Below are 22,436 nucleotides of genomic sequence, written 5' to 3'. Positions count from 1 at the left end.
CTATACTATATAAATTATTTTATAATATATTTAATGAGTTGTGAACCTTCTCTTACTAAAAAAAGCTACAAATCTCATATTTCCAAGCGTATGCGTAAGTTGCGAATGTATCATTGATGAAAATCTTAATCTGTGTAGTGAATGCAACAAAAAAATCAATTTTCTAACTAAGCATTACTGCAATGTTTGTGGCGTAGTAATCTCAGACAATATTTATACGTGTGGTAAGTGCATCATCAATCCTCCACCGTTTAAAGTATTAAGATCAGTTTTTGCTTATGATCAACATAGTAGAAACATGATTATAAATTTCAAATTTTTTGATAATTTGAATTACGTAAAAATCTATGCAAAGTGGATACACCAAGCTAATCAGGATACATTTCAGAACGCAGAGATCATAATTCCTATACCGTTACATAAAATGCGCTTGTTTAAACGTAAATATAATCAAGCAGCACTGCTTGCAAAAGAATTGAGTAAGTTGTCCAATTTATCCTATACGCCATTTGCAATAAAACGCCTTCGCCATACTGCGCCTCAAGCTGGTCTTTCACTTAAACAGCGTGAAAAAAATTTAAAGAAGGCTTTTAAAACAAGCAACAAGAAAATTATCGAAAATAAAATCGTGATATTAGTTGATGATGTGGTAACAACCGGAGCAACTGTAAGATCTTGCTCTCAGGAAATTTTAAACTCCGGTGCAAAAGAAGTGAGAGTGCTATCACTTGCAAGAACGGTGAATGATTGGACCTCTTGCATAAAAAATTAGCAGTCAGTATCATCCAAGTAGCTTGACTACTTGGATCTATTTTTTTCTAGATTCCAGCGCCAGCGTCACGCACATAGCTGTACGAACATTGTTTGCCAAGGAGGGTGTCATCCCAGTGCTTGACACTGGGATGGCTTTGTTGCATCGCTCTTCGGATAGTAGGTAACGCACAATAAATTTATGAAGCTATCTCAAATTTAGCCATACCAATATCAGTGAACTTATTGAGCAAATAGCATTTAACAAGTAGTTCCTTCTCTCTATTTGTCTCAGATTTATTCCTAAAACTAAACCCGAATGTTTGTTTCAGTCGCGAGAAAAAACTTTCTATATAAGATCTTTTTCCATAACTCATCTCTTTTTTCCACTTCTTTATACCATCTTCATCATATGACTTTATGAGCTTGACTGCAGAATTTCTCTCAGCCATATAGTCTAACTTTGGATGCTCTGCTGCGTTGTTTTTCGGAGGAATTTTCGTTTTTATACCATATTGATTACACAGCTTATAGAGCTTTTCTCTGTCATATGCCCTATCTGCATATAGTACTTTTATGACATACTGAAAATCGACTTCTTTTAGCAAATCACAAGCTCCATAGTGATCAGCCGTTACTGTATTTTACAGCTATGGCTTTTTTGCTGTTTGTATTCAACATTACATGCAATTTTCTTGTCTGTTCATAGCTGCGATACTTTCTATCTTCGCTATTTTCTTTGCTATGACCAGGAGTGTTGTTGTATATACTAATTCCTGTACTGTCTATAGCAATTTCGATATCTTCCATATTATTTTCTGCAATCATTGATCTTAATATTGAGTTTCTTAAACCTTCTTGATGATTGTGAATAGCTGATAACTTGCAAATTTTTCCCAATTTGCTCAAGGTATCCTGCTATAAACCCAACTGTTTGCCTCAGGCCTATTCTAAATAAACAAGTTATTATGTGCACCAAAATTACAACTTTATCGCTATAAATATTGTTGCCACCTGGTATTTTTGGACCATTCTCGTACCACTTTTCTATGGCTTCGTTGATATAATGAAAAATATTTCCTCTTTTTTCTAGAAATTTGTTATATTCGCTATGGTTACTGACCCTCATTTTTTGTGGCATATTTTTTCTTTCAAGGTTAAATGGCTATTTTATAATGAATTTTGTCAGTAGCCACCAGATTTTTTCAGTTGCTATGCAACAAAGCCATTCCAGACTGGAATGACATCGTTTACTATGTGCCATATTGCAATGTTTGTACAGTTGTGGAATGAATCACGGTATGACGTAGGGCTATGCTAGTATAGGTACATTATATGAAGAAGTACTAGCGTTGGGAATATTAGAAAAAAAATACTTACACTAAAAGAAACTTCAGTAGTAAATTCAAAAAGGAAGTTTAAACCCGGATGGTAAACCCATCATACCTGCAAGATCAGAAGTTGCATTCGCCATATCTTCTTCTGCTTTTTTAACGGCATCATTAAACGCTGCTGTTACTAAATCCTCTACTATATCTTTTTCCTCATTTCTCATAAGTTCTAAGTCTATGTTCACCTTTTTAGCTTTATAGCTACCTATTTTTATGACTTCCACTAATACAGAAACTTTGCCACCACCAGAAATACCTTGAAACTCTTTTCCAACATATTTTTCTTGAGCTTCTGCAAGCTTTTTTTGCATCTCTTGCGCTTGTTTCATTATTTGACTAAAATCCACAACTTACTCCTTATTTTCTATATTAACTACTTTTGCACCTTTAAACGTGTCAAGGATATCCTTAACTGCAGGTGCATAATTTAAATTACTCACTTCCCTGTTTATATAACCTGTATCAACTGCAATAACCCACTCTTGCTGAGTCACCTGGTTTAAGTAATTTTTTAAATCATTGCAAAAATCACTATCCAACTTAGATACAGCTTTTAATTTTAAATATCCAGGTTTACAATCTATTAATTGTAGATTATTACACAGTTGTTTGTAAAGATAAATTTGGTTACTTCGCCTTAATAGTTGCAAAATCTTATCAAAATCGTAATTTTGTTGTTTATTTTCCACATGTATCCCAGTGTCACGCACTGGGATGACAGAGTGGGGTTGTTGTTTACTTTCCACATATTTTTTTGGATCCGAGTAGTCAGCTACTTGGATGACAGAGGGGGAAGGTGCAACAGGTCTGCCCTGTCTATTTCCTTGCTCTACATTCTGTGAAAGAATTTTTTTGATCACCTGTTCTGGAGAAGGTAGATCAGAGAGATAGCAAAGACTAATTAACATCATTTCAGCAGCAACATCGTTGCATGTTGAAGTTTTTATATCTTGAATACCTTTAAGCAACACCTTCCACAATCTCGAAAAAAATATTAAAGATCTCTTTATACTTAAATCTTTTATCCTATTCTTTTCATGCTCTGTAACTGCACTATCAATCTCTTTCGTAATTAAAAAACGGCATACTAACTGAATTGTTTGCAATAGACCTTCAAAAATACTAAGTGGGTTTGCTGTTTTTATCGCCTTGTCAAACACTGATAGAGCTTTCTGTAAATCACCTTCTAATATTGCCCCTAATAGATCAAATATAATATCTTTATCCACTAGGCCAAGTATGTCTGTCACATTTTTAGTGGATATTGCACCATCTCTGCTATATAGCACTGCTTGATTCATCAAAAACAAGGCGTTACGCATTGAATTTCCAGAATGTCGTGCAATTAATTCCAATGCTCCCTTTTCAATGGAATAACTCTCTTTTTGTGCAACATCATTTAAACGTTCCACTATTTTAGCTACAGGAATGTTGTGTAAATCAAATCTTTGACAACGTGCAATAATAGTTATCGGTATCTTTTTTATTTCCGTAGTTGCTAAAATGAACTTTACACTAGATGGTGGCTCTTCTAGGGTTTTAAGTAATGCGTTAAATGCGCTGCTGGATAACATATGTACTTCATCTATAATGTAGACTTTGAATTTAGAGCTTATAGGTGAATAGCAAATATCTCCCAGGATTACTTTAATATCGTCAATGCTAGTGTGACTTGCTGCATCGATTTCAATCACATCTGGATGGCTTGAATTTTTTATTGCTAGACAATTTTCACACAATCCGCAAGGTTCAAAAATTGGCCCCAGGGAACAATTCAAACATAAAGCTATTATCCTTGCAGTGGTGGTTTTACCAACTCCACTACTACCAGAGAGCAGTATAGATTGTGGAATTTTGTTTAAAGTAAAAGCATTTTCTAATACACGCACTAATATATCTTGACCTACTAGATCTTTAAAGCTACTAGGACGATGTTTTAATGCTATATTCACAGCTTCGGATAAAACAAATAATGAAGTAGGTATGCAACCCAAAAAGGTTCCGATATGGCTGCCTCATTTCTGATCTGACCAAATTACAGAGTTTTTGCCTGCATACCTTATAAAATATTATACTTTTTTTTTTATTTAGCAAGGTATATCCTATATTAACCTTAATAATTTATATGTTAGATCTCTTGCAACATTACTTTGGAGTAAACAACTGTTACCTAAAATACTCTTCTTCTGTCATCCCAGTGCTTGACTACTTGGATCCAGAAAACTTAATTTTAAATGAATACATCAGGCTGTTGTATAATAAGAACTGGATTCCAGTGTCAGCTACTTGCATGACACCACCTGCTACGCAAACTTCTGTGGACTACAAAGAAAGTTCGTACAGTTGTAGGTCAAGCCATAGAGTAACAAAAAAAGGATATTGGGATAACAAAAGAGGAATATTATGATTTTATATCATTTTCCTCTTTGTCCATTTTCACGAAAAGTTAGAGCTCTTCTCAAAGAAAAAAAGTTGAGCTGTGATCTAGTGCATGAAAATCCGTGGGAAAAACGGAATGAATTTATGGAGATCAATCCAACCGGGCAAGTACCAGTATTAATAGATAATAACTTTGTAATAGCGGATAGTAATGCCATTTGTGAATATATAGAAGAAACTTACAATAGCGACGTCAAATTATTTGGTTCATCCACTATTATTAAGTCTAAAATACGCGCTCTAATCAATTGGTTCGATAACAAATTTTACAATGAAGTTACTAAGTATATTATGAATGAAAAAGTAATTACTAACCGCAGCCCTGACTCTAGATTTCTTCATGCAGCTCAGCATAACCTGCCTTGCCATATGGAATACATCGAACACTTAATTAACAAGAACGTTTGGCTTGCAACTGATAAGTTCACTTTAGCTGATATTGCTTTAGCATCGCATATTTCCGTAATGGATTATGTAAGTAGTTTTCCATGGGAAAAAAGTAAAATTTTAAAAGAATGGTACTCCATTGTTAAATCAAAGCCTTGTTTTCGTGAGATATTATTAGAGAGAGTTTCCGGTTTAATCCCTCCTAAACATTATGCTGACCTTGATTTTTAACTTATGTTAGCTTTAAAGCTACAGTCATTCCTTCATCAGTTGGAATCAATATAGAGAAATATTTTTTTTCATCTGATAATCTATTATTAAACTCCCTCATAGCATGCCATGATTTTTCTGATACTTCTTTTGGAGGCGATTCTAAAAATACTGTGTTAAACAATAGAGTGTTATCTGCAACGATTAGCCCATCTTGTTTAATGTATGACTCTGCCCAATCTAAATATTTAGGATAACCACCTTTATCAGCATCGATAAATATCATGTCAAATGGTGCTTTTGCTGATAATTCATTAAGTTTTTCCAATGCATTGCCTTCTATTAGAGTAATTTTATCACTCAGATTAAAAGCACTAAAATTTTTTTTTGCTATTCTTGAGTATTGAGGGTTATTTTCTATTGTATATATGTGACCATCTTCCAGTAGAGCTTTTGCCATGCAAATCGACGAATAACCGTATAACGTGCCAATCTCAACAATACTTTTGATTTTATGGATTTTTATAAATAAACTTAATAGCTTTCCTTCTTCAGGGCCAATTTGAATATGTTGCTTTTTTTCAAGAATACAATATTCTTCTATTTTTTTATATTCTTTTGCAAATAGATTTCTTATGTATGACAATTTTATACTAAAATTATTACGCATATATTATAAATTAGGGAGACTTAATTCATACACAATTTATAAATATAATAATATAGTTTAAAATAATAAAAACATTTATTTTAAGTTATTATTTCATAGTATAAAATTTTAAGTGACAAAAATTATTATATATCGTACTATAGTTAACTAGTATAATAAACAGTCGATTATTATGCTAGAATTAAAGGGATTGTTTATGCGCATTTCTCTTTTTAAAATATAATTTTTATAATCAATTAGAGGGGTTATATGTCTTATACTATTGCTGGTGAAGTTGAAACGTTAAACAAAAAATCTAACAAGAATGAAGGGGTTATGTTACTACATAATCCAGCTTATCGTGAAAAGTATAAAGAACGTTTTGATGAAGCTCAGAGAAAAGTTATGGATATGGTTCAGTTTTATGATGGGACAATAGTATTAATAGAGAATAAAATCACTATGTATTACTACACTTGGCACAGTAAAAAAAGAGAGTTTGAGCGTAAAAAACAACAAACAGTAGTGAAAAACAATGACTCAGCATAGAGTCTTTTATATGGTAAGCTACAGTGGTATTACTTCACTATAGCTTTTCCATATAATTTATCTATCACATTAGTGAAATATTTCAGCTCTTTATACCCTCCATGTTTAACTTTATTATGCTTTATATATGATTTATCATCGTTAAGCTTGATGAAAAATATTGGAGTGGCTGTGATACCAAGTTTATTAATTGCCAGTGATTTATCATTTACGATTTTATCCATTATTTTCTTATCATTAATGCATTGGTTAAATGCATCTTGCTTTAAGTTGCTTAGTGCAGCAATTCTTTGTAGTAAAGTCAAATCACTTAAATTGTAGTAATTCCACGAATCTATTGAGTTAAAAACAGCTTTGTTAAAATTAAAGTAGTCTTCTTGTTTTTCGTAGCAATGACTTAGCATTGCAGCCTTTAGCCCTCTGTAATCCAAAGGAAAATGACGAAATATATATAACATCTTACCTGTGTCTATATATTTCTCTTTAATTTTAGGAAAAACATTCCTATGAAAAAGAGAGCAGTGATAACAAGTTAATGAAGCATATTCTATCATTAGAATTGGTGCTTTTGGATCTCCTAATAATTTATCATTAGGTAATGGCGATAATAGCTCATTTGATGTTATTTCATTGGGTTTTTTTTGAATGTATTGGTTATCGGATAAATCTTGCTTAACAACTGCATAAGAATTAACACTTATGAAAATTAATAAAAACAATAGTCTAAAAATCATTACAATATAAACACTTAACTTACTAAAAAAAATTATACATTTATATTAATAATGTCAAGATAACTTTTGTTTAGCAAGGCTTTCAGCCCTATCTTTAAATGCAGCAATTATTTTACTTTGTGTATACTTATATACTGAGTTTAATAAAGTGGAAAATGAGTTGGACTTAAACTTAAACTCTATATAAAACTTTACCATAGTTTTATTTTCATCTATGGGAATGAATTGCCATTCATTGTATAGATGTTTAAATATTCCATTTGATGATACAGCTTTTATCCAACCTTCATTTGTTCCACTTGGAGAAAGAGAAGTAACTTCTGATGTATATCTACCTTTAATTCCATGAAAAGCTGCGAGGAGATCCACAACCATTTGGTTGTTAATTTTTTCTTTTATATAAACGGCTTTGCACCAAGGAACAAAATCAGGATACCTTTCAACATCAATTACAATTTGGAATACTTCATTAGGCAAACATAGGAAAACACCCTGTTCTTTGTATTGATGAAGCATAAATGTTAAACCAATCAAAATAGGATCCGTATCTACCGTCAGCCTTAGTAGATTCCTGAGACTAAAGTTAAGGTGGGCATCGCGTATCAATTTCAACGAAATTAACAGAGGCAATTCCCTTGACTAGAAATTATCGCTCGGGAAATTTAACTTAACTCATAACGCATAGAACAGACCCTTAATTAATTGTAGATGATTTATACAAGGTGTGTCTATAGATATATTAAAGCTAGCGATTATTATTTAATCTTTATTAAACTTTGCATTCTAAGTATCATAGCTAATAAATATATCTTATGAACATTACTAAAGTTTTAACTATCATTGTTTTTATTGTAATTTCTTCAAGTGCTTACACTAATTGTACAGATCACAAAATTTTTGTGCATACTATGAAGCAACAAGTGGATGGTATATCTACAAAGGAGAATAAAAAAAACCGGGAATGTGTGCAAAAAAAGCTTCAGGAGGTCATTCAAAACAATGTTAACCTCAAAGGAATATCGCAATTCGTCATAGGAAAACATTGGGCTTTAGTTAAACAAAAAGAAAAAGAAGATTTTTTAAGAGAGTATGAAGTGTATCTTACGCGTTTGTGCGTTAAAATTTTATATAAATACATGCATGATAGTGAAATGATCATAATGAGTACAAAAGCAGTTGACGATGAAACTTGCTTAATTGGTACAAGATTTTCTTACGGTGATGAAGAATTTACAAATATTGATTTTAAAGTTACTAAAAATAACAGTTCTTTCTTGATAAGTGATGTTGTAATGAGTGGAATAAGTATTGCTATTAATCAACGTTATCAATTTAGTGAAAAAATCGACACGCATGGCATAGCAAGCGTTATAGCTGAATTAAAATGCAATAACAATCCATGATATATATGCCTCATTGGCCTAAGCCACTTGGTAGCAGGCCGAATGATTTTTCTCTTGATCGCATAAAAGGCTTTCTTAGCAAACTAGATAACCCCGAGAAAAAAGTGCCTCCCGTAATTCATATAGCTGGAACTAATGGGAAAGGCTCAACACTAGCATTTATAAGATATATAATGCAAGCAGCAGGGTATAAGGTACACGCATACACTTCTCCACATTTAGTGAGTTTTAATGAGAGGATAGTGATAGCCGGCAGCTATATCGACGATAATGAATTATATAGCTTATTAGAAGAATGTCGTGCAGTAATTGCAGAACAACCTATCACTCTGTTTGAAGCTGCAACTATTGCAGCTTTTTTAGCTTTTTCTCGTCATAAAGCCGATATAACTTTAGTTGAAGTGGGTATGGGTGGAAGGCTTGATGCAACAAATGTTATAGATAATCCGATTTTAACAATAATTACTTCCATTGCACTTGATCATACGGAATATCTTGGCCCTACTGTAGAAATTATAGCAGGTGAAAAGGCTGGAATAATGAAACCTAATGTTCCTTGCGTAATAGCACCGCAAGAAAAATCTATAGTGAACACGCTAGAACACCACGCAATAAATAAGAAATCTCCCTTGTATAGAGGAGGTCTTGAATGGAATTGCAAAAAAAAGAACAACAAAATGGTTTTTCAATCAGCTATTCAATCAATAGAATTTCCTTTGCCATCTTTAAAGGGTGATCATCAGGTGATTAATGCAGGCAATGCTATTGCAGCATGTAGTATTTTAAGTGGAAAGTATGAATTTGATATTGGAGAAGAGGATATCACTTCAGGTTTACAGTGCACTTATTGGCCTGCACGGCTAGAGTCTATAAAAGAAGGTAATTTAATTTTCCTACTACCGAAAGATTGGCAATTATTTTTAGATGGTGCACACAATAATGATGGTGCTAGAGTACTATCTCAGTGGGTAAAAGATAATTTTGCTGAAGGTATTTATATGGTTTTTGGTGTTACTAGTAACAGAAATGTGGAAGAGTTCTTAGAGCACTTAAAGCCATATATCAAGCTACTATGTGCGGTTTGTGTTAAGTCTGAACCTAAAGCAACAAATACAAATTTGATTAGGGAAAAAGCCAATAACATAGGAATAAAAGCAGTTGAATGTGAATCAATTGGCGATGCAATATCAAATCACATATTAAAAGCCTCTACCCAAAACGTCAAAACCATACTAATCTGTGGCTCATTGTTCCTAGCTAGAGACTTCGCTATGGAGAATAGCTAACTTTGATGATATTAACTGACCGATGGGGAAATAACTTTGATTGCTCATAGTACTGCTTGGCTTTTCGTTATCGACTTCTATAAACTGATCATCACCTTTAAATTGCTCCTCAATTGAATTTATAGCTGTCTTTTTGAGAATATAATTACTTGCAGCATTTAAAATAGGTGAAGTAACAATTAAAAGCGTGAATGGTAATGAAAGTAATAAGCCGGATAACATCATAGAGTTAGTTATACCAAAGCCGTTGGCAACTAAATCTAATCCCACACCGAAAAACATTAAAGATGTACAGATTGTGTTGCTCAAAATAACTGAATTTTTTAGCCACTTTAATTTAGTCCTATCACTCTTTGAAAAATTTTCGCATTCTTGGTCAAAGTTAAACAATAATAAAATATTAGTCTGATGATTAAACTCTTTCCCATTTCTAGTATAAATGCTCTTAACAGCTAGACTCAAAATAGATCCTGCTAACAAGGGAGCAAGAAAACCTACTGCTATTGGTACATTAGAAGAAATTGTAAGTTAAAAACGTGATATAAAAGAGATAAGAGAGAAAGATAACCCTGCTCACTAGGAATAGCGGGCGTGCGCGACCGAAAGGAAATTGGTATTACAACCGTTGGTATCAAGGTACGCTAGCCCTATCTCTCGATACGTTTGAATAGTTGCTTGGGACATATATATGCACCCGTTTACAATCTTAAATTAACTAAAACTATCGAGGTTTATTATGGTTACATCTTATCAAAATTTTATTGGCATTGACATCGGAAAATTTAAAAATGTCGTTGCAATTCACAAACAGAAGAATGCTGTCGAATTTGATAATAATGCTTCTGGTTGGCAACAATTATTTCAAGAGTTTTCAGATATTCTACCTAATGCTTTAGTGACTTTAGAAAATACAGGGAAATATGAGCTTGGCTTATCACATTTTCTTACCGACAAAAATATTGCCGTGCATCGAGCTAATACTCGTAAAGTAAAAAGCTTTATTTTATCTCACGGAACTTTAGCAAAGTCTGATAGATCAGATGCAAGAGCTCTTGCTCAATATGGATTTGAACGCCATAGAACTATCTCTCTATTTGTACCTACCTCTACAGAACAATCAACTTTGGCTGCACTTTGTCAACGTCGTGATGATATTACGCAAATGAGAACTCAAGAAAAATGCAGACTTGAAGCACCGGAAAATGATCATATAAAAGAAAGCTGTCAAAAGACCATTGAGTTTTTCGATAGTCAAATAAACGAACTCAATGATACTATACAAAAGATTATTGATGAAAGCCGCGAATTACAACAACGCCAAAAAATTCTTAAAACAGTTCCTGGAATAGGTATAGCTCTTTCCATAAAAGTCCGGATGTGATAGGATAAGGGTAGATGATGATAAGGAGGTTGAATGCCAGCAGCATATAGTTATGATTTAAGAAAAAAAGCAATGGAAGCGCTAGACGAAGGAGAAAGCAGAGAAACAGTGGCAGCAAGATTTAAGATTGGAAGAACTACTTTATGGGAGTGGCAGCAAAGAAGAAAAGAAACAGGAGACTTTCAATCAAAAAAACTTGGAAATGGGGGTTACAATCACAAAATTACCGACTGGGATACCTTTGCCAAATTTGCCAGAGAACACGGAGGAAAGACTCTATCGGAAATGGCTAAACTTTGGAACAACGTTAGTATCCAAACGATCTATCGAGCCCTTAAAAAAATTGGATTTACGCGCAAAAAAAGACATATGGATACAAGGAAAGAAACGAAGAAAAACGTGCTGAATTTTTGAAAATTATAGCGACAAAAGAACCTAAAAACTTAGTGTATATAGATGAGTCTGGCATTGATAACACCGAAGACTACCCCTACGGATATTGCCAGAAAGGACAGCGGTTTTATGCCTTAAAATCTGGAAAGAAAACTCAACGAATCAGTATGGTTGCAGCCTTAAGTGGAAGAAAGATAGTTGTTCCGTTAACCTTTGAAGGCCACTGTAATATGGATGTTTTTAATGGATGGTTTGAGCAATTTTTGACACCGATCTTGGAACCTGGACAGACTGTCATTCTTGACCATACGCGTCAAGTTAAGGAAATAAAGGTATGAAAGAGATAGAATAATAAGGTATAAGTTCTCCCAGATATACTTTTAGTGAGAGAACCAATGAATAAAATAACTTGCTTATCAAAAAAGCTCAAAGAATTTTTTAATGAAAAAGCAGAGAAAATCTCAATTACAACAAGGTTTATAAAAAGAAAGAGAAAGCTAAAAGGTTCATCATTCGTAAAAGCCATGGTCTTGGGTAATATAGGAGTTGATAATTGTAGCGTAGAAACAATGTGTCAATTACTAAACGAGGACTCGATAGATATAACAAAACAAGGTTTGGATTTTAGATTTACTGAAGAAGCAGTGGAATTTATGAAAAGGATGTATAATGAATCTGTGATTCTCTTTAAAAATATCTTGCAAGTTGATTGCAAAATCTTACAGCAATTTAATAGTGTTAAATTATTGGACAGTAGCTATATTCATACGCGTCAAGTTAAGGAAATAAAGGTATGAAAGAGATAGAATAATAAGGTATAAGTTCTCCCAGATATACTTTTAGTGAGAGAACCAATGAATAAAATAACTTGCTTATCAAAAAAGCTCAAAGAATTTTTTAATGAAAAAGCAGAGAAAATCTCAATTACAACAAGGTTTATAAAAAGAAAGAGAAAGCTAAAAGGTTCATCATTCGTAAAAGCCATGGTCTTGGGTAATATAGGAGTTGATAATTGTAGCGTAGAAACAATGTGTCAATTACTAAACGAGGACTCGATAGATATAACAAAACAAGGTTTGGATTTTAGATTTACTGAAGAAGCAGTGGAATTTATGAAAAGGATGTATAATGAATCTGTGATTCTCTTTAAAAATATCTTGCAAGTTGATTGCAAAATCTTACAGCAATTTAATAGTGTTAAATTATTGGACAGTAGCTATATTACTCTACCTAACAGTATGGAAGAGATGTATAAAGGTTATGGTACTAGCTACAGTGGCTATGAAAGCAATACTAAGTCTGGAATAAAGTTACAATTAGTTTTCGACTACATGAATCAGATAATAGACCAACTTAATTTAACGGAGGGGGTAAGATCAGACCAGGGATATAGGAAACATTTAAGTAATATATTAAGCAATGATTTGCTAATATCTGATCTCGGTTATTTTGTGCCAAGTTCTTTTAAACAAATCAATGAAATAGGAGCTTATTTCATAAGTCGTTATAAATCCGATACCAACATATATGATGTAGAAACAAATCAAAAAATGGAGTTATTAGAATGTTTAGAGGATAAGTTATTTTTAGAAAACGAGGTATTGTTAGGAAAAGAAGCAAAAATTAGAGTAAGAATTATATGTCAGAAACTAACTGAAGAACAGTCTATGGCCAGAAGAAGGAAAGCTAATAGATTAGCAAGATCGCAGGGATATACATCCTCTAAAAGAAATCAAAAATTGTTGAACTGGTCAATATTTATAACTAATGTTCCAGAAAATAAAATTAGTGCTGAGCAAGTATTAACGATTTACAGAGTAAGGTGGCAAATTGAGTTATTATTTAAATTGTATAAAAGCCATATCAGGCTTGATAAGCTAAAAGGAAAGCCATGCAGAGTATTATGTGAACTATATGCTAAATTGTGCGCAATTCTTATATTTCACGGCATAGTTGGTTGCACAGAAGTGAAAAAGAATACAGAACTTAGCTTAACAAAGGCATTTATTGAGCTAAAAAGGCGGGTTAGAGAGTTATTTTTAGTATTAACCAAAATTAATAGTTTAAAAGCATTTCTTAAAAAACTCACTATAACTTGGTCGCGATTTTCATTAAAAGACAAACGTAGAAGGGCTAGAGTATCCACTTTAACCTCTCTAAATTTGCTCACAATCTCTTAACTTGACGCGTATGGGAGGCAAAACTGGCTCATTTTCTTGCATAAACACCCTCACAAATAAACATACAAAAACTTACTTCAACCAATACAACAACGAAATCACTATCATACAATCAACACCACGATTAATTAATTGCCTACAATACTGCAAGCCACTTACTTATAAGACTACGATATCAACTATGCTTTTATTGTCAAAAATTATTTGACTAAAATAAGGATAAAAATTTTATTTAGGTTTATATCTTCTATGAAAGTGTAATTGTATATAAGTTCTCTAATTGCATAAAAGTCAATAATAATTTTTTATATCATGAAAAATATTTTTTGATGTAAAATTCAGCTCTAATACAACCTTTTATTTACTATCGTATTATCTTATTCAATCAAAAGGTATCCGTTCAAGCAATGGCGTTAAGTTAAGGAAAGATTGTCTAGTATAGCAAAATTTAAAGTAGGTGTTTTATTTGTTACATTTATTTTTTAGAGCATTTTTATCTAGAGTAATCGTATAAACCACTAACCTTATTAATTACTATCTAAAGTGGTTTTTTCCATCCCCTTTTTTTCTTTATGCCACTTTCCCTTAACTTGATGTATATGCTTTTTTGAACATTTTCGTATTAATCCTTTAATTTTCGGATCTCATCTAAAGAGAGGCCAGTGATTTCAGCGATAACATCAATAGAGACACCGGCCTTGAGTGAGTTTTTTGCAACTTCGATTTTTTCTTCTTGTCTACCTTTTTCTTGACCTAACCTAAGACCCTCATCAAATTTTTGAGCTAAAGCAGCTACCTCATCCATTATACGTTTTTTCATTTGTTCATATGCTAGTAACTCTTCTTCTGACCAATTAAACTTATTCATTTCTTCATAAGCTCGTTTTATTATTACGTCACTACCAACTATCTTATCTAGATCCTCTTCCCTTGTTTCTGCTGCATATCGGAAAAAATAACACCATTTTTCTACTATATTTTCTAGTTGGTCTTCTTTTGTCTTTATAAATTTAGGTAGTTCTATGAATACGAAGTAAAAATCCTTTAAGTCATGTTCAAAGCTATTTTGATCTAAAATGACATGATTAGATTTGTACTCAGTCTTATCTGGAAAAATAATACAATCAGCAACAGCTATGAAGATAATTTCCTTGAGATTATGATAATTATCACCTTGATCAGCTTGACTTGAGTAGGCTTTAGCAGCATAATATTGAGCACGTTTTTCGAAGCCTTTGGTCCTAGTGAACTGCATTTCTATAATATATCTGGAACCTTGAGAGTCTTTACAAAGAACATCAACAATACTCTGCTTTTTAGCGGCAATTTCAGGGTCCAAAATGGTAGCTAAGAATTCAACATCGTGAATAGCAGCTAAACCAGTAAAGCCTAAAATATCGTTCAAGAAATGAATGAGGATATCTTTATTCTTTTCAGTGCCAAATATTCTTTTAAAAGCATAATCATTGCGTGCATCAAGAAATTTCGAAAGAGCCATGAGAAAAAAAACTAAAAAGCATTAATAATTATACACAATTATGAAGAAATATTCAACTAAAATTCAAACATAGAAAGAAGCATCCCTCTTGTATATCTTTATTTGGTAGTATAGCTCTTTTTACAATAATCCGAACAGATCATAATATGCTACTGCTCTACCATAGCCATAAGCACATATCTTATCCTATTCGGACTATTGCGAGAAGTGCTATATTAACCTGTATAATATTTATGGCAAATATCTCGATAAGGTACAAAATAGCACAAAAAGTAAGGAGCTGGAGGTTAAAGAGAAAATATACTCTGAAAGACTTAGTAGACAAAACAAGCATAAACTACCACACGCTGCTAAGATGTATTAAACAAGATTTAATCTGACACTTTAAAAAAGTAAGTTATAAAATAATAAAAGAAAGGAGTGTTAGAAATGAATACAATACAAACAAAAATATTAAAACCAAAACTAGGTTTATTAGAGCTAGCAAAACAGCTCGGGAATGTATCTCAAGCCATACGCGTCAAGTTAAGGAAAAGTGGTATAAGGAAGAAAGGAAACGAAAAAACTATTTTATATATTAAGTAATAAAGTTATTAATTTATAGATTCTTCTGAAAAAATTATCTTCTTCTAGATAAGAACTCCCTAAAAAAATAAATGTAACAAATAAAATGCCCATCTCAAATGTTGCTATATTTCACGATATTTCCTTAACTTGACGCGTATGGTATCTCAAGCGTGCAAGGTAATGGTATATTCAAGAGATACGTTTTATAGATTCAAGGAGTTATACGAAAATGGAGGAGAAGAGGCGTTACATGAAATCAGCAAGAAAAAACCGCTATTTGCAAACAGAGTTTCCGAAGATATAGAAAGAGCTATAATGCACCCCCTAAACTAGACCAAAAAAATTGGTTGATCCGAGTAGGAAGGTAAAGGGGTAAAAGTATGGCAACAAAAAAATATGAACCAGAGTTAAAAGCAAAGATAGCTTTAGAAGCAATAAAAAATCAAAAAAGCACAGCTGAGATATGTAGTGAATATAAAATACCATCAACAAATCTATATGATTGGCGTGATAGAGTATTGGCAAGGTTAAAAGACCTATTTGCTGAAGAAAGTGAAAGTGCGAGAAAACAAAGAATCTTAGCGCAAGAAATAGAAAGCTTACATAAAGTAATAGGAGAACTGACAGTGGAAAATAGTTATTTGAAAAAAAATTACTGAAATAAGCAAAAAAGATAGAGTAAGGTTTATAGAAAAAGATTCTGATCTATCAATTAGGAAACAGGCTGATTTACTTGGGATTTGCAGGTCTAGCCTATATTATAGGCCTATAATTAATAACGAAAGTGAAGTAGCAAATTTGATTCAAAAAGTATATTTGGCTTCTGATTGCCGTTATGGATATCGCAAAATTACTGCTGAAATCATAGCGAGTGGAGTAGTAGTCAATCACAAGAAAATCTTAAGAATTATGAAAAAAATGAAGATCAGTGGGCTATATTGTAGAAAAAAATGTAATACAAGTATTAAAGAAAAAAAGCATAAAATATATCCTTATTTACTCAAAGATTTGATTATTTGTAGAGTTAATCAGGTATGGGCTACTGATATAACATATATTATGGTAGAAGGTAAGTTTGTCTATTTTGTGGCAATAATGGACTTGTATAGTCGCTATATTATTGCTCATTCATTATCACCATATTTTGATGCTGGATTTTGCCTTTATACTCTCAAAGAAGCTCTAAAACAAGGTAAACCTGAGATTTTTAATAGCGATCAAGGAGTGCAGTTTACTAGCTATAACTTTATTATGGAATTAGAGCGTGCTAATGTTAAAATCAGTATGGACCATAAAGGACGTTGCTTCGACAATATATTTGTTGAACGCTTATGGAGAACTTTAAAGCAAGAAGCTATATATTATTATAAACCAAATAGTATCAGAGATTTGAATCTTATAATAAATGATTTTGTTGGTCGGTATAACTATAGAAGGCGACATCAGACTCTACATTATAAAGTTCCTGCTGATCTTTATTATCATAAACAGTAAATGAATATAATGAATATATTGATAAATACTTTAAATGTGTGTCGACGTATTTATCAACATATTCATTTTAAAAATCGGATTACTTTGAAAAAAATGGTCTAGACAAATGGGTGCACTATAGTACTTCAAAAAGTACGATAACGATAATTGGCGATTTATGACAAATAATAACGTCATTCTTACGAGATACAGTGATAATGCCATCAAACGGCATACCAAAGTGAAAGGAAGCAAATCTCCATATGATGGGGATTGGGTATATTGGGGAAGTCGTATAAGTAAAGTACCTGGAAAATCATCTCAAGTAATAAGAATGATGAAGAGGCAACAAGGCAGATGTGGCTATTGTAACCTCTGGTTTAGGTTTGATGATTTTGTACATATACATCATCAGGATCGAAATAGAGGTAATATAGCATTTCTCATAATAGTCCGAACAGGTCATAGGAAGGCAGAATCAACAGCACGACGAAAGGATTCGAATAGAGGAATGTTTTTCCTGGCTCTGTTTTTTATAGCAAACCAATGATGCTCAATTTTGTTGAAATCTGGAGAATAAGGCGGCAGATACAAAATTTCTGCACCAACCCCTTTAGCAAGCTCGATAATCTTATCAGACTTATGAAAAGTAGCATTGTCAAGAATGACAGTCTGTCCAGGTTCCAAGATCGGTGTCAAAAATTGCTCAAACCATCCATTAAAAACATCCATATTACAGTGGCCTTCAAAGGTTAACGGAACAACTATCTTTCTTCCACTTAAGGCTGCAACCATACTGATTCGTTGAGTTTTCTTTCCAGATTTTAAGGCATAAAACCGCTGTCCTTTCTGGCAATATCCGTAGGGGTAGTCTTCGGTGTTATCAATGCCAGACTCATCTATATACACTAAGTTTTTAGGTTCTTTTGTCGCTATAATTTTCAAAAATTCAGCACGTTTTTCTTCGTTTCTTTCCTTGTATCCATATGTCTTTTTTTGCGCGTAAATCCAATTTTTTTAAGGGCTCGATAGATCGTTTGGATACTAACGTTGTTCCAAAGTTTAGCCATTTCCGATAGAGTCTTTCCTCCGTGTTCTCTGGCAAATTTGGCAAAGGTATCCCAGTCGGTAATTTTGTGATTGTAACCCCCATTTCCAAGTTTTTTTGATTGAAAGTCTCCTGTTTCTTTTCTTCTTTGCTGCCACTCCCATAAAGTAGTTCTTCCAATCTTAAATCTTGCTGCCACTGTTTCTCTGCTTTCTCCTTCGTCTAGCGCTTCCATTGCTTTTTTTCTTAAATCATAACTATATGCTGCTGGCATTCAACCTCCTTATCATCATCTACCCTTATCCTATCACATCCGGACTTTTATGGAAAGAGCTATAATAGCAAAAATCTGCTCCTATTGCACAAGCATTGCCATGATCAATTACATGGAAGTGTGCATGACAAGCACCAAATTAGAGAGAAGCCGGATGATGGGAAACTATCAAGTCCGGTTTTGAAGCTTACTATTACCCACAAATATAAAGTTCGTGAGCAAGTCTCCATCCTTCTGCTAAATCAAAGAGACGTTTCCATCCCTTCCATAAAGCTATAGGGCCTGGTTCTAAGTCATTTTTGCGAACTAAAAACCCTCCTAATTTTGCTACCCACCTCACGATTTCTCCTATAGGTGGTGGGTCTCAGGATAGTTTTTTGTCTTAAGCATTTTGGTATACAAAACCTTCCATTCATCATCAGTTAGTATGGTAGTGCAAGGAAGATTTGGATTTGTTCTAGCTACCAATGTGATAAAAAATATCCTCCATGCAATTATACTCATAATTGTAAGAAAGCGGATCAATCTATCTGCTGTTTGGAGCCTGCATTCTTCAACTTTAAGACCAGATTTCAAAATTTTATGAAAAACCTCTATTCTCCATCTTAAGCAATACCATTGTATTTTTTCTACTGCTTCTTCAAAATTATTAATATTTATATTTGTCAACAAAACCCAGTTCATAGGCTCTTCACCAAATGGTGGGTATTTTTCTATAACATAGACAGCATGTAAATTTAAATTAGGAAGTTTTTGGATTTTACGTCTAGCGTTATTTTTTGATGCATTCATCACAAAGTTACTAAACTTTACTTCTAAAACTGCTGTTCTTTGAGGTTTATCATTGCGAGCAGGAATATTCACTTGAATTTCTCCTTGACAAGACAGGCGATTCATCAAATCCCACAATCTTTCACCACCTTTTTCAGAATAAGTCGATTTCTTGTTTACTGTTCTGTTTTGATTTCCTCTTACTACAAAAAGAGATTGATTAGTGGAAGCAACTTCAAATAAATCATAAATATCTGCTTCTCTATCACAAACGGTAACTACCTTAACATTCTTTAATCCAGGATAGTGAGTAGAGTCTTTAAGTGATTCTATCCACCGTATGCTTTCTTTCTCTTCTATGGGAAGAGCGGTATTATGGCATCTTTTTTTCAACTCTTTTAGATCTTCAGCTAAGGGAGGTCTAGTACTAATTTTTTGACCCAATAACCCTATAGGTAGTCCTTCTGTTGTAACTGCAAATGTTGTATGCGTCACTAATCCATGGGTTTTAAAATTAGTTGTTTCAGATTTTAACCTTGCTGCTATAATCCCTAATCCTTTAGTCTTTTTATGATTTTTATATGAAATATAACTCGTATCTTGGATAGCTAAAATAGTTGAATATTCTTTATCTCTTTCAACAGTTTTAATTATATGACTGTATAATATCTTTCTTTCAGAAACGGCATCATTTTGGAAAAATCTATAAGCTGCTTTACTTTGATGCCAATCTTCACAAGCTTGATTTATTGAACGTTCAGGCGATTCAGCAAGACTATTAACTATTTTTAAAAGCCTCCTACTTAATCTTATATCACCAAAATCAACAATTCCCAATTCACTTTCTGCCCATTCACCAGTTGAGGTACTTATATTTCCTTTCATAATATATTCCATTTTTAGACCATAGATCTATTTATAGTAGAAAGTTAAATTAGTAAAATAGCAGCTTTTCATCATTTATAGATTTATGGGTAATAGTAAGGTTTTGAAGTCGAGTGGGGAGAGGTGACTTTCTCCACTTAGATAACACACTTACCTGTTTTGGGTTGCTAAACATGGTTATATTGCTTAAGATCTTAATAAAATATTGCTAAATTAATATTATCTAACTCGGAAATAACAGGAAAATTCATAACAGTTTTTATCCCCAATAGAATGAAATCCTTTTTATTGGTATCGTCCTTTTTGTGAAAAATATTCTTAACTTCTCTACCACTTTTTCTGGCTAAGATTATTTCTTGATTTCTTTCTACTTCCTTTGCAGACATGTTCTTAGATTCAAGATTGCTTTTAATCCTGACCACATTAAAAATTACAGGACTAGGAGACTGAGTGAAGGTTTTAGTAATTTAAAATCAAAAAATTCTACCATCCGATCTTATGTAAAATAGTATTTTATATAAATTTATTGAATGTAATATATATATTGATAAGTAAATTTCTAAGTATGTATAAAACCAGTTTATAGCTCTTTTTACAATAATCCGAACAGACCGTAATATGCTACCATACGCGTCAAGTTAAGGAAATAAAGGTATGAAAGAGATAGAATAATAAGGTATAAGTTCTCCCAGATATACTTTTAGTGAGAGAACCAATGAATAAAATAACTTGCTTATCAAAAAAGCTCAAAGAATTTTTTAATGAAAAAGCAGAGAAAATCTCAATTACAACAAGGTTTATAAAAAGAAAGAGAAAGCTAAAAGGTTCATCATTCGTAAAAGCCATGGTCTTGGGTAATATAGGAGTTGATAATTGTAGCGTAGAAACAATGTGTCAATTACTAAACGAGGACTCGATAGATATAACAAAACAAGGTTTGGATTTTAGATTTACTGAAGAAGCAGTGGAATTTATGAAAAGGATGTATAATGAATCTGTGATTCTCTTTAAAAATATCTTGCAAGTTGATTGCAAAATCTTACAGCAATTTAATAGTGTTAAATTATTGGACAGTAGCTATATTACTCTACCTAACAGTATGGAAGAGATGTATAAAGGTTATGGTACTAGCTACAGTGGCTATGAAAGCAATACTAAGTCTGGAATAAAGTTACAATTAGTTTTCGACTACATGAATCAGATAATAGACCAACTTAATTTAACGGAGGGGGTAAGATCAGACCAGGGATATAGGAAACATTTAAGTAATATATTAAGCAATGATTTGCTAATATCTGATCTCGGTTATTTTGTGCCAAGTTCTTTTAAACAAATCAATGAAATAGGAGCTTATTTCATAAGTCGTTATAAATCCGATACCAACATATATGATGTAGAAACAAATCAAAAAATGGAGTTATTAGAATGTTTAGAGGATAAGTTATTTTTAGAAAACGAGGTATTGTTAGGAAAAGAAGCAAAAATTAGAGTAAGAATTATATGTCAGAAACTAACTGAAGAACAGTCTATGGCCAGAAGAAGGAAAGCTAATAGATTAGCAAGATCGCAGGGATATACATCCTCTAAAAGAAATCAAAAATTGTTGAACTGGTCAATATTTATAACTAATGTTCCAGAAAATAAAATTAGTGCTGAGCAAGTATTAACGATTTACAGAGTAAGGTGGCAAATTGAGTTATTATTTAAATTGTATAAAAGCCATATCAGGCTTGATAAGCTAAAAGGAAAGCCATGCAGAGTATTATGTGAACTATATGCTAAATTGTGCGCAATTCTTATATTTCACGGCATAGTTGGTTGCACAGAAGTGAAAAAGAATACAGAACTTAGCTTAACAAAGGCATTTATTGAGCTAAAAAGGCGGGTTAGAGAGTTATTTTTAGTATTAACCAAAATTAATAGTTTAAAAGCATTTCTTAAAAAACTCACTATAACTTGGTCGCGATTTTCATTAAAAGACAAACGTAGAAGGGCTAGAGTATCCACTTTAACCTCTCTAAATTTGCTCACAATCTCTTAACTTGACGCGTATGGTAATATGCTACTGGCCTGCTATAGCCATAAACACATATCTTATCGCATTCGGACTATTATAAGAAAGGCTATACTTATCAACATACACACTTACTATAATTTGTACACCTCTA

At 32.7% G+C, this 22,436-nt stretch carries 17 protein-coding genes, 2 other RNA genes and 8 pseudogenes; 14 read left to right on the top strand and 13 right to left on the bottom strand.

The window, feature by feature from the left end:
- The first annotated feature begins 40 nt into the window (after positions 1 to 40).
- The gene (locus tag ACQH2Q_RS03100; protein ID WP_155969427.1) at positions 41 to 772 is read left to right on the top strand and encodes a ComF family protein; all 732 of its coding nucleotides are present in this window, start codon (positions 41 to 43) and stop codon (positions 770 to 772) included.
- Positions 773 to 950: 178 nt separating this feature from the next.
- Here the strand turns inward: ACQH2Q_RS03100 and ACQH2Q_RS03095 are convergent.
- From ACQH2Q_RS03095 to ffs, 4 genes and pseudogenes are all read right to left on the bottom strand, one after another.
- Positions 951 to 1,891 (bottom strand): annotated as a pseudogene (locus ACQH2Q_RS03095) (IS5 family transposase).
- Between the two features lie 264 nt (positions 1,892 to 2,155).
- Positions 2,156 to 2,488, bottom strand: a complete 333-nt coding sequence (locus ACQH2Q_RS03090) for a YbaB/EbfC family nucleoid-associated protein (protein WP_010963017.1) — start codon at positions 2,486 to 2,488, stop codon at positions 2,156 to 2,158.
- A 3-nt stretch (positions 2,489 to 2,491) separates the two neighbouring features.
- Positions 2,492 to 4,093 (bottom strand): DNA polymerase III subunit gamma/tau, encoded by a 1,602-nt coding sequence (dnaX, locus tag ACQH2Q_RS03085; protein WP_425383597.1) that lies wholly within the window; start codon positions 4,091 to 4,093, stop codon positions 2,492 to 2,494.
- Positions 4,094 to 4,108: 15 nt separating this feature from the next.
- An RNA gene (gene ffs / locus ACQH2Q_RS03080) (signal recognition particle sRNA small type) lies at positions 4,109 to 4,208 on the bottom strand.
- Between the two features lie 124 nt (positions 4,209 to 4,332).
- Between ffs and ACQH2Q_RS03075 the strand changes: the two are divergent.
- Positions 4,333 to 4,452, top strand: a pseudogene (locus ACQH2Q_RS03075) (WPE palindromic element domain-containing protein); the annotation flags it as partial.
- Between the two features lie 92 nt (positions 4,453 to 4,544).
- The gene (locus ACQH2Q_RS03070; protein ID WP_425383596.1) at positions 4,545 to 5,198 is read left to right on the top strand and encodes a glutathione S-transferase family protein; all 654 of its coding nucleotides are present in this window, start codon (positions 4,545 to 4,547) and stop codon (positions 5,196 to 5,198) included.
- A gap of 1 nt (position 5,199) precedes the next feature.
- On the opposite strand, the gene ACQH2Q_RS03065 is transcribed toward ACQH2Q_RS03070, so the two are convergent.
- The gene (locus ACQH2Q_RS03065; RefSeq protein ID WP_264339524.1) at positions 5,200 to 5,847 is read right to left on the bottom strand and encodes an O-methyltransferase; all 648 of its coding nucleotides are present in this window, start codon (positions 5,845 to 5,847) and stop codon (positions 5,200 to 5,202) included.
- A 249-nt stretch (positions 5,848 to 6,096) separates the two neighbouring features.
- Between ACQH2Q_RS03065 and ACQH2Q_RS03060 the strand changes: the two genes are divergently transcribed.
- A complete protein-coding gene (locus ACQH2Q_RS03060; RefSeq protein WP_265029972.1) occupies positions 6,097 to 6,375 on the top strand; it encodes a DUF2671 domain-containing protein in 279 nt (92 codons plus the stop codon).
- Positions 6,376 to 6,404: 29 nt separating this feature from the next.
- Here the strand turns inward: ACQH2Q_RS03060 and ACQH2Q_RS03055 are convergent, their stop codons facing one another.
- The 3 genes from ACQH2Q_RS03055 to ssrS form a co-directional block, all read right to left on the bottom strand.
- On the bottom strand, positions 6,405 to 7,109 hold the full coding sequence (locus ACQH2Q_RS03055; RefSeq protein ID WP_425383595.1) for a DsbA family protein: 705 nt from the start codon (positions 7,107 to 7,109) through the stop codon (positions 6,405 to 6,407).
- Positions 7,110 to 7,163: 54 nt separating this feature from the next.
- Positions 7,164 to 7,625 (bottom strand): type II toxin-antitoxin system RatA family toxin, encoded by a 462-nt coding sequence (locus ACQH2Q_RS03050; protein ID WP_010963012.1) that lies wholly within the window; start codon positions 7,623 to 7,625, stop codon positions 7,164 to 7,166.
- Between the two features lie 19 nt (positions 7,626 to 7,644).
- A non-coding RNA gene (gene ssrS / locus ACQH2Q_RS03045) (6S RNA) lies at positions 7,645 to 7,805 on the bottom strand.
- 116 nt (positions 7,806 to 7,921) lie between these two features.
- Here ssrS and ACQH2Q_RS03040 point away from each other — a divergent pair.
- Positions 7,922 to 8,512, top strand: coding sequence for an MlaC/ttg2D family ABC transporter substrate-binding protein (locus tag ACQH2Q_RS03040; RefSeq protein WP_010963011.1), 591 nt, complete (start codon positions 7,922 to 7,924; stop codon positions 8,510 to 8,512).
- A complete protein-coding gene (locus tag ACQH2Q_RS03035) occupies positions 8,509 to 9,798 on the top strand; it encodes a bifunctional folylpolyglutamate synthase/dihydrofolate synthase (RefSeq protein ID WP_022626401.1) in 1,290 nt (429 codons plus the stop codon). The genes ACQH2Q_RS03040 and ACQH2Q_RS03035 overlap by 4 nt, the downstream gene beginning before the upstream one ends.
- Here the strand turns inward: ACQH2Q_RS03035 and ACQH2Q_RS03030 are convergent.
- Positions 9,766 to 10,278 (bottom strand): hypothetical protein, encoded by a 513-nt coding sequence (locus ACQH2Q_RS03030; protein WP_246484378.1) that lies wholly within the window; start codon positions 10,276 to 10,278, stop codon positions 9,766 to 9,768. The genes ACQH2Q_RS03035 and ACQH2Q_RS03030 overlap by 33 nt on opposite strands.
- Positions 10,279 to 10,534: 256 nt before the next feature.
- On the opposite strand from ACQH2Q_RS03030, the pseudogene ACQH2Q_RS03025 reads away from it, so the two are divergent.
- The 4 genes and pseudogenes from ACQH2Q_RS03025 to ACQH2Q_RS03010 all read left to right on the top strand — a co-directional run.
- A pseudogene (locus ACQH2Q_RS03025) lies at positions 10,535 to 11,161 on the top strand (IS110 family transposase); the annotation flags it as partial.
- Between the two features lie 51 nt (positions 11,162 to 11,212).
- Positions 11,213 to 11,907 (top strand): annotated as a pseudogene (locus tag ACQH2Q_RS03020) (IS630 family transposase); the annotation flags it as partial.
- Positions 11,908 to 11,967: 60 nt separating this feature from the next.
- A pseudogene (locus tag ACQH2Q_RS03015) lies at positions 11,968 to 12,336 on the top strand (IS4 family transposase); the annotation flags it as partial.
- 90 nt (positions 12,337 to 12,426) lie between these two features.
- Positions 12,427 to 13,752 (top strand): IS4 family transposase, encoded by a 1,326-nt coding sequence (locus ACQH2Q_RS03010; RefSeq protein WP_264339118.1) that lies wholly within the window; start codon positions 12,427 to 12,429, stop codon positions 13,750 to 13,752.
- Positions 13,753 to 14,374: 622 nt separating this feature from the next.
- Here ACQH2Q_RS03010 and ACQH2Q_RS03005 read toward each other — a convergent pair.
- Entirely contained in the window at positions 14,375 to 15,250 is an 876-nt protein-coding gene (locus tag ACQH2Q_RS03005; RefSeq protein WP_425383420.1) for an Rpn family recombination-promoting nuclease/putative transposase, read from the bottom strand.
- Between the two features lie 233 nt (positions 15,251 to 15,483).
- On the opposite strand from ACQH2Q_RS03005, the pseudogene ACQH2Q_RS03000 reads away from it, so the two are divergent.
- The 3 genes and pseudogenes from ACQH2Q_RS03000 to ACQH2Q_RS02990 all read left to right on the top strand — a co-directional run.
- Positions 15,484 to 15,606, top strand: a pseudogene (locus ACQH2Q_RS03000) (XRE family transcriptional regulator); the annotation flags it as partial.
- 370 nt (positions 15,607 to 15,976) lie between these two features.
- Positions 15,977 to 16,135 (top strand): annotated as a pseudogene (locus tag ACQH2Q_RS02995) (helix-turn-helix domain-containing protein); the annotation flags it as partial.
- Positions 16,136 to 16,197: 62 nt separating this feature from the next.
- Positions 16,198 to 17,311, top strand: a protein-coding gene (locus ACQH2Q_RS02990; RefSeq protein WP_425383594.1) for an IS3 family transposase whose coding sequence is annotated in 2 segments (ribosomal slippage) — positions 16,198 to 16,463 and positions 16,462 to 17,311 — 1,116 coding nt in all. Because the reading frame shifts where the segments join, the coding sequence is not laid out codon by codon here.
- A gap of 441 nt (positions 17,312 to 17,752) precedes the next feature.
- Here ACQH2Q_RS02990 and ACQH2Q_RS02985 read toward each other — a convergent pair.
- The 3 genes and pseudogenes from ACQH2Q_RS02985 to ACQH2Q_RS02975 form a co-directional block, all read right to left on the bottom strand.
- A protein-coding gene (locus ACQH2Q_RS02985; protein WP_264705388.1) for an IS630 family transposase occupies positions 17,753 to 18,612 on the bottom strand; the annotation gives its coding sequence in 2 pieces (ribosomal slippage) (positions 17,753 to 18,288 and positions 18,288 to 18,612; 861 coding nt in all).
- Positions 18,613 to 18,805: 193 nt separating this feature from the next.
- Positions 18,806 to 20,271 (bottom strand): annotated as a pseudogene (locus ACQH2Q_RS02980) (IS4 family transposase).
- Positions 20,272 to 20,462: 191 nt separating this feature from the next.
- The gene (locus tag ACQH2Q_RS02975; RefSeq protein ID WP_220468148.1) at positions 20,463 to 20,654 is read right to left on the bottom strand and encodes a hypothetical protein; all 192 of its coding nucleotides are present in this window, start codon (positions 20,652 to 20,654) and stop codon (positions 20,463 to 20,465) included.
- Between the two features lie 329 nt (positions 20,655 to 20,983).
- On the opposite strand from ACQH2Q_RS02975, the gene ACQH2Q_RS02970 reads away from it, so the two are divergent.
- On the top strand, positions 20,984 to 22,309 hold the full coding sequence (locus ACQH2Q_RS02970) for an IS4 family transposase (protein ID WP_264339118.1): 1,326 nt from the start codon (positions 20,984 to 20,986) through the stop codon (positions 22,307 to 22,309).
- Positions 22,310 to 22,436: the final 127 nt, after the last annotated feature.

Origin of the sequence: Wolbachia endosymbiont (group A) of Melieria omissa, assembly GCF_964031125.1 — a bacterium.
Taxonomy (GTDB): domain Bacteria; phylum Pseudomonadota; class Alphaproteobacteria; order Rickettsiales; family Anaplasmataceae; genus Wolbachia; species Wolbachia pipientis.
This window is presented reverse-complemented; position numbering and strand designations above follow the sequence as displayed.

What these genes read in the sequence shown, in the direction of transcription:
- ACQH2Q_RS03070 (WP_425383596.1), top strand. Translation starts at nt 4,545, where the DNA reads ATGATTTTATATCATTTTCCTCTTTGTCCATTTTCACGAAAAGTTAGA.
- ACQH2Q_RS03065 (WP_264339524.1), bottom strand. Translation starts at nt 5,847, where the DNA reads ATGCGTAATAATTTTAGTATAAAATTGTCATACATAAGAAATCTATTT.
- ACQH2Q_RS03060 (WP_265029972.1), top strand. Translation starts at nt 6,097, where the DNA reads ATGTCTTATACTATTGCTGGTGAAGTTGAAACGTTAAACAAAAAATCT.
- ACQH2Q_RS03055 (WP_425383595.1), bottom strand. Translation starts at nt 7,109, where the DNA reads ATGATTTTTAGACTATTGTTTTTATTAATTTTCATAAGTGTTAATTCT.
- ACQH2Q_RS03050 (WP_010963012.1), bottom strand. Translation starts at nt 7,625, where the DNA reads ATGCTTCATCAATACAAAGAACAGGGTGTTTTCCTATGTTTGCCTAAT.
- ACQH2Q_RS03040 (WP_010963011.1), top strand. Translation starts at nt 7,922, where the DNA reads ATGAACATTACTAAAGTTTTAACTATCATTGTTTTTATTGTAATTTCT.
- ACQH2Q_RS03035 (WP_022626401.1), top strand. Translation starts at nt 8,509, where the DNA reads ATGATATATATGCCTCATTGGCCTAAGCCACTTGGTAGCAGGCCGAAT.
- ACQH2Q_RS03010 (WP_264339118.1), top strand. Translation starts at nt 12,427, where the DNA reads ATGAATAAAATAACTTGCTTATCAAAAAAGCTCAAAGAATTTTTTAAT.
- ACQH2Q_RS03005 (WP_425383420.1), bottom strand. Translation starts at nt 15,250, where the DNA reads ATGGCTCTTTCGAAATTTCTTGATGCACGCAATGATTATGCTTTTAAA.
- ACQH2Q_RS02975 (WP_220468148.1), bottom strand. Translation starts at nt 20,654, where the DNA reads ATGTCTGCAAAGGAAGTAGAAAGAAATCAAGAAATAATCTTAGCCAGA.
- ACQH2Q_RS02970 (WP_264339118.1), top strand. Translation starts at nt 20,984, where the DNA reads ATGAATAAAATAACTTGCTTATCAAAAAAGCTCAAAGAATTTTTTAAT.